Origin of the sequence: Amycolatopsis sp. MEPSY49 (genome assembly GCF_051337345.1) — a bacterium.
Classification (GTDB): domain Bacteria; phylum Actinomycetota; class Actinomycetes; order Mycobacteriales; family Pseudonocardiaceae; genus Amycolatopsis.
This window is the reverse complement of the sequence record NZ_JBDLYJ010000022.1, coordinates 18,138-30,963: the sequence shown is the minus strand read 5'-3', so window position 1 is coordinate 30,963 and position 12,826 is coordinate 18,138. Positions and strand designations below refer to the sequence as shown.

Genomic DNA, 12,826 nt, shown 5'->3' with positions numbered 1-12,826 from the left:
TTTCCGTCTGTGGGTCTCACAGTCCGATGGCGGCGGCCACCGCGGTGACGTGCGGGGCGCGCACGATGCCGTAGTGGGTGGCGGGCAGGTCGTGCCAGTGGCTCGGTTCGGGCAGCAGGGGGCGCCAGCCGGCGCGGTCGGCCACCGGCAGGCCGGGTTCGGGTTCGGCGGCCAGCCAGACGTGGCTGGGTGTCGCGGTCAGGCGGGGCAGTTCGTGCCCGGTCATGCTGCGCAGGTTGGCCCGGCACGCGCGGGCGAGCTTCTGCGCGTGCTCGCCGGCGGTGCCGCCGGAAGCGCCCAGCTCGCGCTCGAAGACCGTCTCCAGCTGGGCGTCGCTGTAGTCCGCCGCGCTCGCGCCGGGCGGTGGCGGGTCGATGAGGTGCAGTGCCCGCACGGGCTGTCCGGCCGCCTCGGCTTCGGCGGCCATGCCGGCCGCGACCCAGGCGCCGAACGACCACCCGGCCAGCTGCTTTTCCTTGCCGGGGAAGCGTTTTTCCAGCGCCGCGTGGTAGCGGCGGGCGCGGTCCGTGATGGACCAACCCGGTGGTTCGGGGCGGCTCAACGCGGGGTCGGCGATCACGCAGACACCGAGCTCCGGCGGCAGGGCGTCGACGAGCGGGCGGTAGGCGTGGACGTCCCCGCCGACCGGGTGCACGAGGCAGACGACCTCCGCGGTCGTCCCTTCGCGCCAGACCTGCACCTCGACGTCGCCGGTGCCGGCGGCTTCGGAGAGCTTGGCCAGCAACGCGGCCATCGTCACCTCCGGGCCGAGCCACGCGAGGTCGAGGTCGACGCCGTAGAGGCGCTTCACCGAGTCGACGACGTCCAGCAGGGTCAGGGAGTCGGCGCCGAGGTCGTAGAGCGGCACGTCCGGATCGAGTTCGGCGACACCCAGGAGGGCGCGGACTTCCTCGGTCAGGTCCGCTTCGGCCGGTTTCGCCGCCTTTGGTGGAGCTTCGCGGTCGTGGAACGCCCGGGCGTTGTCGAGGCCGGTCGTCGCGACCAGGAGCTGCGGGAGGCCCGTCGCCAAAGCGCGGGCGAAGGTGCGGCGGCCCTCGTCGTCGGTCAGGCCGACCGCCAGGTGGGCTTGGTGCCGGGCGTCGGTTTCCAGGGCCGTGACGGCCATGCCGCTGTCGCGCCAGACGTCCCAGGCGATCGAGAGCCGGACGGTCGGGCCGTCGCGGTGGGCGAGGGCGTCGAGGAACCCGTTGGCGGCGGCGTAGTCCAGCTGACCGGTGCCGCCGAACTGCGCGGACAGCGACGAGCAGTAGACGGCGAATTCCGGCTGGTGGCGTTCGATGAGCTCTTCCACGAGGAGGGCGCCGGCGAGTTTGACGTCTTGGGTGCCTTCGCCCCGGGTGGCGATCAGGCCGCCGGCCGGTGCCCCGGCCGCGTGCACGATCCCGGTGAGCGGACCGGGGACCTCGTCGGCGGTGATCTTCGTGAGGTCGGCGGCGAGCAGGTCGACGCGGTCCGCCCACGGCTTGAGCGCTTCGGGTAGTCGCGGGTGGCGGGCCAGCAGGATGACGCGGCCGGTGGTGCGGGTCAGCAGCTCTTCGGCGACGGCGGTCCCGATGCCGCCCGTGCCGCCGAGGACGAGGTAGGTCCCGTCGGCCGCCGGTTCGGGCTCTCCGAACGTGACCGGTGCGGTGTCCTGCGTCCACCAGAACCCGTTGCGGCGGGCGACCCGCTGCGGCGGGGTGGGGCCGGTGAGCAGGTCGGCGGTTTCGTCCAGGTCGGGGTGTTCGAGGTCGACCCAGTGACCGGGCAGGCCGGCTTCCTGAGGGCCGACGGCGGTGATCCCGGCGAGCAGCCCGGCTTCGGGGCGCGTGACGGCGGTGTTCGCGGGCGCGGCCCCGGTGGAGAGCCACCACGTCCTCAGTGGACGGTCATGGGCGGCTCGCAGGAGGGCGGCGGGGGTGTCGAGGCACGCCCATTTCGCTCGGTTCAGGGACTTTTCGCCGACGGGTCCGGTGATGCCGAGGGGGAGGGCGTGGAGCCAGTCGATTTCGGTGTCCGGCAGGGCTTCCAGGACCTGACGGAGGTGAGTGGTGTCGGCCGGGTCGGCTTCGAAGGTGTCGGGGCTTCGGCGGGCGAAGTGGTCTGCGGCGTGGACTCGGACGACGCGCGGGTAGGCGGCGTCGAGAGCGGGGGCGGTGAGCTGGCCTTCGCCGGAGATGACGAGGATGCGATTCGCTTTGTGGTTGACGGTTGTCGCCCGGCGGAGGCGGACCCAGGTGGGTTGGTGCAGCCACTCGCCCTCGGGGCGTCGGGTGACGGCGGCTTTTCGGGGGAAGTCGAAGTCGCGCGCGTCGAAGGCAGGCGGGGGAAAGTCCCACGGTGCGGGAGCGGGGGATTGGCCCCAGTCGACGGAAGTGCCGGCCAGCCAAGCGGCCACCAACTCGGCCGGGTCTGGTGAAGGCGCGGTGGTCGGCTCGGCAGGAGGCAGCGGCGCTGGTGTAGTGAATGACTCATTCATGTCGCCTGGCGACATGAATGAGTCATTCACGTCATCGACGGAGCCGCGGCCACCCCGCCCGACCCCCCGCGGTCCGGCAGCGTCGGGCACCTCTCGGGGCTCGGCCGTGCGGAGCCACTCGAATGCCGCCGCTGCGTCCTCGCAGGCCGCCGCCAGGCGCCAACGACCCTCCGGCCTGCCCGACTGCAAGTGCCGCAGCACGTCCACATAGGACTCCGGGTGCGCCGTCAAATACGCCGCCACCCGGCCCGCTTCCAGCCGCAACGCCTCAGCACTACGAGCCGAAAGCACCAGGCACCGCACCGGATCCAGGCGTGCCGGCGGCACCGGGCGGACCGACTCCAGCACCACGTGGGCGTTCGTCCCCCCGATGCCGAAGCTGCTCACCCCCGCCACCCGCGGGCCCGCCGGCCACGGCTCGGCGGACGTCGGCACCCGGAACGGCCCCAGCTCCAGCGCCGGGTTCGCGGCCCGGAAATCCACCGTCGGCGGCACCACCCCGTGGTGCACCGCCAACGTCGCGCGGATCAGCCCCACCACACCCGCCGCCGCGCCGAGGTGGCCGATTTGGCTCTTCACCGAAGAAAGCGCGCACGCGGAGACGTCGGGCATCGCCTCGCGCAGGGCCGCCACCTCGATCGGGTCGCCGAGGCGGGTTCCCGTTCCGTGCGTCTCCACGTACCCGACGTCCGCACCCGACCGCCCGGCCCGCCGAAGCGCCGCGCGGATGGCCGCGCGCTGCCCGGCCGGGGACGGGGCGCTGTAGCCCTGCTTCACCGCGCCGTCGTTGGTCAGCGCCGAGCCCGTGATCACCGAGTACACCGTGTCGCCGTCCCGGCGAGCCGCCGAAAGCGGCTTCAGCACCACCACGCCGACGCCGCTGCCGCCCACCGTGCCGTCCGCGTCGTCGCTGAACGGCCGGCAGTGCCCGTCCGCCGAGAAGATGTGCTGCGGCCGGTACCGGTACCCCTCGGCGAGGGTGACGTCGACGAGCACGCCGCCCGCCAGCATCACCTCCGCCTCGCCGCCGCGCAGCATCGCCGCCGCCTGGTGGACGGCCACCAGCGAGCTGGAGCACGCCGTCTGGGTCGTCAGCGCGGGGCCGGTCAGGTCGAGGTGGTAGGCCACCTTCGTCGCCAGGAAGTCCTTCTCGTGGTGCAGGGCCAGCTGGAAGCCGTCCGGCAGCGCGGCCGGGTCGGCTTCGCGCAGCAGCTGCTGGAAGTACGTGTTCTCCCCGCAGCCCGCGATCAGCCCGACGCCGGTGCCCGAGGTGATCCCGGCGTGGGAGAGGGCCTCCACGCACGCCATCAGCAACTGCCGCTGCTGCGGGTCCATCAGCGCCGCGTCCCGGTCGCTGACGCCGAAATACGACGGGTCGAACGCCAGCGGATCGTCCAGGAGGCTGCGCGCGCCGACCAGGCCCTCGGCGGCCGGGAACTCCTCGATGCCCCGGCGGCCGGAAACGACCAGATCCCAGAACGCCGCCAGGTCCCGCGCGCCGGGCAGCCGCACCGCCATGCCGACGACGGCCACCGGCTCGTCGGCCGCGAGCCGGGAAGACGACGTCGCCGCGGCCGGGCCGCTCTCGAGGTGTCGCGTCAGGTCCCGGAGGGTGACGTGCTCGAAGAGGTCCGCCACGGTGAACCGGTAGCCCGCTTCCGCGCAACGCAGGTGGAACCGCATCAGTGACAGCGAACTGGCGCCGGCGGCGAAGAACGTCTCGTCGGGACCGATCGGCGCGCCGGTCACCTCCTCGAACAGGCCCGCCAGCTCGCTCGACGGCTGGGTGGCCGCCCGATGCAGGTCCGTCCCCGGCGTCCGGGACGCCGCGTCCCGATCGAGCTTCCCGCTGGGTGTGCGCGGCAGCGCGGCCACGACGCGGAAGCGGTCGACCCGCGCGTGCGGCGGCAGCAGCGGCACCAGGAAATCCGCCAGCTCCGCCGCGGAAGGCGTCCGGCGGCACTCCAGGAACGCGGCCAGCCGGTCACCCTGGACCGTGACGACCGCGTTGACGACGTCGGGATGCCGCAGCAGCGCCGCTTCGACCTGCCCGAGTTCGAGGCGGTGCCCGCTGAGCTTGACCTGCCGGTCGGCGCGGCCGTCGAAGTGCAGCAGCCCGGTGCGGTCGAAGTGCACGAGGTCGCCGGTGCGGTAGTACAGCTCCGGCAGTTCGGCGAACTTCTCCGGAGCAGCTTCGCCGAGGTAGCAGCGGTTCGCCGCGAGACCCCCGATGAGCAGCTCGCCGACCTGCCCCGGCGGCAGCGGCGCGCCCGCCGCGTCGGCGACGCGCAGGACCGCGTTCGCCACCGGACGGCCGATGGCGGGCCGCTCGGGCCACGAAGCCGGATCGCCGTCGAGGGTCAGCGCGCTGACGACGTGCGTTTCGGTCGGCCCGTAGTGGTTGTGCAGCCGCGCTCCGGACAGCCCGGCGAACCAGCGTCGGATCGCGGGGGTGCACACCAGCTGTTCGCCGGCGGTGATCACGTCCCGCAGCCGCGCGGGGTGGCGTCCGAGGCGGACGCCGTGCTCGGCCAGCAGCTGCAAAGCCACGTACGGCAGGAAGATCCGTTCGATTCCGGCCGTGTCCAGCTGCGCCAGCAGCGCCGGGACGTCGTGCCGCCATTCCGGGCGGATCAGGTGCAGCCGGCCGCCGCCGCAGAGGGTCGTGAAGATCTCTTGGAACGACACGTCGAACGACAGCATCGAGAACTGCTGCGTCGCCGCGGGTGGTGCGTCCTGCCACTGCAGCAGGTTGGCCAGGGTGCGGTCCGGGACGCGCACGCCCTTCGGCACGCCGGTCGAGCCCGAAGTGAACAGCGTGTAGAGCGGACGTCCGGCGTGCCGGGCCGGGACGTCCGGCACCGGCCCGCCGGTGAGCGTCACGAACCGCTGCTCGACGTCGGTCTCGAACGTTTCCCCCGGGGCGAGCAGCACGCAGCGCGGCCGCACCCGGTCGAGCATGGCGCGCAGCAGGTCCGGCGGGTACGCGGGATCCAGGGGCACGGCGGTGATGTTCAGCCGGGCGAGCGCGAGCAGCGCGACGACGTGCTCGGCCGACGGCCGGAAGTACAGCGCGATGTCGGTCGCGTCGGCGGGCAGGGTGGCCGCGAGCCGGGCCGCGTGCGCGTCCAGTTCGGCGTAGGTCAGCGTCGTGTCGCCGGTCAGCGCCGGGGCGTCGGGCGTGCGGGCGACTTGCCGCGCGAAGCCGTCCGCCACGGTTTCCCACGTCAGCTCCGCCACAGCACCACGGCCGTGGTCGCGACGGTCCGGAGTCCGGGCGTCGCCGTGCAAGGCCCGGTCGAAGATCTCTCCGAGGGCCGTCGCCTCGGCTTCGGTGAAGTAACCTTCGCCGTACTCCCACAGGCAGTCGAAGCCGTCCGGCCGTTCCACGACCGACAGCGTGAGCGCGCACTTGGCCTCGGCCGCCTCGATCCACTGTGGACTGACCGAGCAACCGGGGAGCCGCAGTGCGCCGAAGTCGGTGTTCTCCAGGACGAACAGGTAGTCGAAGGCCGCATACCCGGGGTCGAGGTCGGCGAACGCGACGTCCTGGTGGTCCAGCGCCGCGCCGGACGCCGCGCCGAGCCGGCGCACCTGGGTGTCCAGGTCCTCGTCCGGATCCACGGAAAGCGGCAGCCGAACAGTGTTGGCGAACATGCCGACACCGTCCTCGAACTCCCGCACCGGCCGGTTGGCCACCGGGGCGGCGATCCGCGGCCGGGTCCGCCCGGTCACCGCGTAGAGGCTCCAAGCGAACACGCCGAGCAGGAGCTGGAACCGCGTCAGGCCCAGCTCGCCGGCCCACTCGTCGACGCGCTCGCGGTCGATGCGGGTCGTGTGCAGCCGGCCGGCCAGGGACGCCGCACCGAGCGGCTCGGCGTCGTCGGACCGGTCGGTCAGCCGGGCGCGGTAGCCGGGGGAGGCGAACCAGCGGGACTGCCACGCGGCGAAGTCGAACGGCGTGTGCGCGCCGGGCCGCGGCGGTGCGCCGGACAGCTCGCGGAAGAGGATGTTCAGCGACCAGCCGTCGACCGCGATGTGGTGCAGGCACAGCAAAAGCGTGCCGTCCGGTCGCCAGGCCGCGCGCAGCAGCCGGCCGGACGCGAGATCGAAAGGCGCGGTGAAGAAGTCGTCGGCAGGCTCGGTCCACGGGTCGTACGGGGCCCTCGCGACCTGCCGCAGGCCGTCGGGAGCCGCCTCGAACGCCGTCCGCAGCGCCGGGTGCCGGTCCACGAGCGCCCGTACGTTCCGGCGCAGCGCGTCGACGTCAGGGGAGCCGGTGACGCGGAAGGCGAGCGGCACGTGGTACGCCGTGGACGCCGGATTCCGTTGCTGCAGCAGCCAAAGCCGTTGCTGCTCGCTGGTGGCCGGCGCCGTGGCCGCGCTCGTCGGCGGGCCCGGTTCCGGGTACGCCGCCCGCTCGGCGGCCGCGACGGCGGCGGCGAGGTCGGCGAAGGTCCCGCGTTGCACGACGGAAGGCGGGAGGTCCGCACCCCAGCGTTCCCGGATGGCGAACCGCAGCCGCAACGCCTTCAGCGAGTCGCCGCCGGACCGCAGCCACGTGTCGCCGGGGTGGAGATCCGGGACGTCGAGGGTCTCGGTGACGACGTCCAGCACCTCCTGCTCCCACGCGGTCGCCGCACCGCCGGTGTCCGGCCGCCACGGCGAGAAGCCACCAGCCAGCAACGCGGTTTCGTCGACCTTGCCGTTGGCGTTCCGGGGCAGCTCGCCGACGCGGAACACGTGGTGGGGCCGCATGTAGGCCGGCACGGTCTCGGCCAGGTGTGCTTCGAACGCGTCGAAGGACAGCTCGCCGGCCACGACGAAGGCGAGCAGTTCGGCCGTCGCCACGCGGCGCACGGCCACGTGGACCTGCCGGATCTCCGGGTGCGCGAGGAGCCGCTGCTCCAGCTCGCCCGGCTCGATCCGGAAGCCGCGGACCTTGACCTGCCGGTCGGTGCGCCCGACGTAGGCGTACCGCCCGCCCGGCAGCACGCGGACCAGGTCGCCGGTGCGGTAGAAGCGCGCGCGGCCCTCGTCCAGCCACGGCAGCCGGACGAACCGCTGCCCGGTTTCCGCGGGCAGGCCGCGGTAGCCGAGCGCGACGCCGGCCCCCGAGAGGTACAGCTCGGCGACTTCGCCTTCGGTGGCCACGCGCTCGTCCGGCGTCACCGCGACCGCGCCGGTGCCCGGTAACGGGCGGCCGATCGGCACGACGTCGCCGTCGAAGCCGCGCGGGATCGCGTAGCTGAGCGCGAACGTCGTCGTTTCCGTTGGGCCGTAACCGTTTTGGAGCCGCGTCGGCGAATCCGGGTTGGCGCGGTACCAGCGGCGGATCAGCGGGGCGTTCAGCTGTTCGCCCCCGATGACGACCCGGCGCACGGTCGCGAAGCTGCCCGGCACGGTCTCGGCGACCGCGTTGAACAGCGTCGCGGTCACGAACATCGTGTCGATGCGTTCGCGCACCAGGGCATCGGCGAACGCCCGCGGGTCGCGGACGGTGTCGTCGTCGAGGATCACGCACGTGCCGCCGGTCAGCAGCGGGACCCACACCTCGAAGCTGATGGCGTCGAACGCGGGGTTGGCCAGGCAGGCGAACCGCGTGCCGATGTCGAGCCAGCCGGGTTCGGCCAGGCGCAGGACCCCGGCGTCGCGCACCTCGACGCCCTTCGGCCGGCCGGTCGTGCCGGAGGTGGAGAAGAGGAACGACGCCGGGGCGGGCTCGGCGGGCACGCCGGCCTCGGCCGGCGTCAAGCCGGGCAGCTCGTCGCAGACGAGGACCGCGCCCGCGTCGGCGAGGATGACGTCGCGGCGCGCGGGCGGGCTTTGCCGATCCAGCGGCACGACCTGAGCGCCCAAGCGCAGCACGCCCAGCATCACGAGGATGAGGTCCGCCGAACGCGGGAGGCTGACGGCGACGGCGTCACCCGGGCGGGCTCCCTGGCGCGCCAACGACTCCGCGACCGCCGCGGCACCGGAGTTCAGCTCGGCGTAGGTGAGCCGGCGCGAACCGTCGGACACCGCGATGGCGTCCGGATGCCGCAGCGCGCGGTCGTGGACGCGGCGGGCGATCGACGTCATCGGGCCGCCAGCTCGGCCGAAATGATCTTGGCGACCAGTGGCAACGCGTCACTCTCGAGCATGTCCCAGTGCCCGCAGTCCGCGGGGACCACGTCGAACTCGCCGCGGACGCGGCGGCGCCAGAACTCGGCGCTGCCGGGGATCGTGTCCTCGCCGACGGCCTGCACGAACACCACTCGCGCCGCGGTCTCGCCGGGGTCGTACTCGCGTGCGGTCAGCCGGTTGTGGTTGTACGTGCGGTGGTAGCGCTCGATCTGCGCGTCCTCGATCCCCGGGTACATCCCGTTGAAGCGGACCAGTTTGTCGCGGAACTCGGCCGCGGGCACCGGTTCGATCGCGGCCTTCGCGGCCGGGTCGTCGGTGGCGTTCGTGTCGAGCAGGACGACGCTGACGCGCCCGGCGAGCCTGCGACCCATCTCGTAGGCGACCAGACCGCCGTAGGAAAGTCCACAAAGGACCAGAGTCTCGCCCGGTCGCGGGTCGACCAGCCGCAGGTACTCCTCGGCCATCGCCTCGACGCTCGGCAGCGGCTCCTCACCGGCGTTCAGCCCGGGGGACTGGATCCCGAGCACCCCGGCCTCCGCGGGCAAGGCGGCGCTGAGCGGCAGGTAGCAGAACGCCGTGCCGCCGGCCGGGTGCACGCAGACGACGCGGGCCGCGCCGTCGCCGCGGCGGAACTCGATCAGGCTGCCGGTCTCATGTGGACGGTCGGCGCGCAGCAGTGCGGCCTGCGCCTCGATGGTCGGGTGCAGGATGACGTCCCGGATCGGCAGCTCGCGGCCGAACTCCGCGCCGATGGCGTGGGCCAGCTTGATCGCCGAGATCGACGTGCCGCCGACGTCGAAGAAGCCGTCCGAGACGCCGATCGCGGGGTGCAGCAGCAGGTCGCGCCAGATGGTCAGCAGCGCCAGCTCGACGTGGTCGCGCGGGGCCGTGGTGTTGACCGCGGCCGGGGCGCTCGTCCGAGCATGCGCCAGGACGGCGTCGCGGTCGAGCTTGCCGCTGCGGCTCAGGGGCAGCCGCTCGAACTCGGCGAACACCGACGGGATCATGTAGTCCGGCAGCCGGCCGGCCAGCGCCGCACGCCACTCGTGCGGGGTCCGGCCGCCGCCGCCCGCGACGCCGGCTACGAGCCGCGGCTCGCCTTCGCGGTCCACCAGCACGGCGGCTTCCTTCACCCCGGGAACGGCGAGCAGCGCGGCCGTGACCTCGCCGGGCTCGATCCGGAAGCCGCGGAGCTTGATCTGGTCGTCCCGGCGGCCGGCGTACTCGGCTTCGCCGCCGGGCAGCCACCGAGCGAGATCTCCGGTGCGGTACATCCTTTCGCCGGGTATGAACGGGTCCGGCACGAACCGTTCGGCGGTCAGCGCCGGCCGGTGCAGGTACCCGCGGGCCAGGCAGTCGCCGGCCAGGAAGACCTCGCCCGCCACGCCCGGTGGCACCGGCCGCAGCCGCTCGTCCAGCAGGTACAACCGCGATCCGGGCAGCGGCCGCCCGATCGGCGCCGGCCGGTCCCGCGGCTGCGGGTCGAAGTGCGCGGTGGCGTAGAGAGTCGCTTCGGTGGGTCCGTAGCCGAAGCAGATCCGAAGGCCGGGCAGGGCGGCGGCGAACCGGGCGAGCGCGGCCTCCGGCAGCGGTTCGACGCCGGTCAGCAGCTGCCGCAACGCGAGCCCGCGGACGCGCGTGGGATCTTCGTCGACCCACCGGACGTAGGCGGGTGGCAGGAAGGCCTGGACCACTCGGTGCTCCCGCAGCCACTCCATCAGCGCCGCCGGATCGGGTCGGACGTCCTCGGGCACGACGTGCAGCACGGCGCCGGTCGTCAGCGGGAGCAGCAGTTCGTGCACCGAGGCGTCGAAGCCGATGCTCGACCACGCCGACGTCGCCTCGCCGGGGGTCGCGCCGAAGCGGTCGAGCCACTGGTCGAACAGGGCGAGAACGCTGTGGTGGGTGACGGCGACCCCCTTGGGCCGCCCGGTGGACCCGGAGGTGTAGATGACGTAGGCCGTCTCGCCGGGGCTGGTCGCGATCGGTCGCCGGGTCTCGTCGCCGTCGGCTTCCAGCGCCGTGACGTCGTCGAGGACCAGCACCGGGCGCGCGTCTTCGACCATCGCGGCCCGCCGGGCGGCCGGCTGGGCCGGGTCGAGCGGGAGGTAGGCGGCGCCGGTCTTCAACACGCCCAGCACGGCGACCACCAGCTCGACCGACCGTCCACTGAGGACGGCCACGACGTCGCCCGGCCCGGCTCCCCGGGCTCGGAGGGCGTTCGCCAGCTTCGTGCTGCGGCGGTCCAGCTCGCCGTAGGTGAGGGTCCGGCCGTCGCAACCGAGCGCGGGCGCGCCCGGGGTGGTGTCGGCGTGGGTGGTGAACCGGTCGACCAGCCCGCCGGGGCGCCGGCGCGGGCTCGGGCCGGTGCTCCAGGTGAGGATTTCCCGGCGTTCGGCGTCGTCCAGCAGTTCGTAGCTCGCGACCGCGGCGCCGGGCCGCGTGGCCAGCTGGTCGAGCAGCCGGACGAGGTAGCGGGCGTACCGCTCGGCGGTGGCGTGGTCGAAGAGGGCGACGGCGTAGTCGAGGTGCCCGGTGACGTCGCCGTCCTCGTCGGCGAGGCCGAGGGCGAGATCGAACTTCGCTGGCGCGTGCTCGACATCGAGCGACTCGACGGTGACGCCCGGCAGCTCGAGGACGTCGCGCAGGGTCGGCACCCAAGCGAACATGGTCTGGAACAGCGGCGTGTGCGCCGGGCTGCGCGGCGGGTTGACCAGTTCGACGACCCGTTCGAACGGCAGCTCGACGTGGTCGATCGCGCCCCGCAGGGCGGCTCGCACCTGCTTGAGCAGCGCGGCACCGGTGGGCGAGCCGGCCAGCTCGGCGCGCACGGCGAGGGTGTTGACGAAGAAGCCGATGGTGTCGGGGTACTCGCCGCCGGCGCCCCGGTTGGCGGTCGGGACGCCGACAACGATGTCAGTCTGCGCGGAAAGCCGGGACAACAGGATGAACCAGCAGGTCAGGATGGTGGAGTAGAGCGTGACGCCGTGCTCGCGCGCCACGGTCTTGAGCCGGGCGGCGAGGTCCGGCCCGAGGGAGACGGGCACCCGCGCGCCTCGGTAGTCCTGCCGGGCCGGGCGCGGCCGGTCGGCGGGCAGGTCCAGCACGGGCGGCACACCGTCGAGCCGTTCACGCCAGTACGCCTCGTGCGGCGCCGGACCGGGGCCGGCCAGCCACTCTTGCTGCGCTTCCGAGTGGGCGCGATAGGGCCGCGCGGGCGGCAGATCCGGTGCCGTACCGCTCAGTTGAGCGGCGTAGAGGAGGCCGAGTTCGCGCAGCAGCAGGGTCCGGGACCAGCCGTCGAAGACGACGTGGTGGACGGTGATCAGCAGAACGTGGTCGCCGGCCGGGAACTGTCGGTGGTCCCCGGTAACGTGGAAACCGGGGGGCGGCGCCCCAACCCCAGCCCCGGCGCCGCTCAGCAGCCGGGCGCGGGCGAGCGGGGCGCGCGTGAGGTCGAACGGCTCGAAGGGATCGGTGCGCCGCAGTTCGGCCGCCACGTCCGGCCGCCCGGCGACGTCCGTGACGGGGCAAGGAAAGCCGTGACCGGCGGGTTCGACGATTTGCACCGGCCGGCCGTCCTCGACGACGATCCGCGTCCGCAGGGCTTCGTGCCGGTCGGCGAGGGCGTCGAAGGCCCGTTGCAGCGCTTCGCAGTCCAGGGGTCCCCGGAGGGCGAAGGCCATGGTCTCGTTGTAGGCGGGCCCGGCGCCGTCCAGCTGGGAGACGGTCCAAAGGCGCTGCTGGCCGGACGACAGCGGGGCGGACACTCGCATCGAGGACGGCCTTTCCTGGCGGGGCGGCGGGCGAACCGGTACGGCGTCGTGCCGTCGCAGCCGAGGTCGGGGAAACGCTCTCTGTCTGTCCGGACAGTTAACACCACACCATCGGGTGATGACGAGGGGTGACGGAAGTTTGCCCGGAAGTGCCTTCCGGGGGTTCCCGGCTGTGCTGGTGGCCGGGCCGGGGCGGCGGACCGGGCGGGGAGTCCACAGTGGACGCGGCGAGCAGGGTGGCCGGCCGCTGTGGGGCGGCGCCAGGCCGGCTCCGTCGGACGCTGTGGCCATGCGCGCCTTGCCCAGGTGAAGCCGAGCGGCGGTCGCGGCGGGGAACGCTACCAGCGGCCGCTGCGGCGCCCGGGAAACGCGCGCACTGGCGGGCGGGTGCGGCGGCGGGAATGTCCGTCGGGACGGGGTGCAGGATGGGAATGCTGCCGCGGGC

General features: G+C 73.6%; 2 protein-coding genes. Both read right to left on the bottom strand.

The features are described from left to right. Nucleotides 1-16 precede the first annotated feature (16 nt). Nucleotides 17-8,560 carry an AMP-binding protein gene (locus tag ABFJ78_RS47620; RefSeq protein WP_436394127.1) on the bottom strand — a complete coding sequence of 2,848 codons (8,544 nt, stop codon included), beginning with the start codon at nt 8,558-8,560 and terminating at the stop codon, nt 17-19. Beyond that, the gene (locus ABFJ78_RS47615; protein WP_436394126.1) at nt 8,557-12,381 is read right to left on the bottom strand and encodes a non-ribosomal peptide synthetase; all 3,825 of its coding nucleotides are present in this window, start codon (nt 12,379-12,381) and stop codon (nt 8,557-8,559) included. The genes ABFJ78_RS47620 and ABFJ78_RS47615 overlap by 4 nt, the downstream gene beginning before the upstream one ends. Nucleotides 12,382-12,826: the final 445 nt, after the last annotated feature.

Coding starts and splice junctions, on each gene's coding strand:
- ABFJ78_RS47620 (WP_436394127.1), bottom strand. CDS start 8,560: ATGACGTCGATCGCCCGCCGCGTCCACGACCGCGCGCTGCGGCATCCG.
- ABFJ78_RS47615 (WP_436394126.1), bottom strand. CDS start 12,381: ATGCGAGTGTCCGCCCCGCTGTCGTCCGGCCAGCAGCGCCTTTGGACC.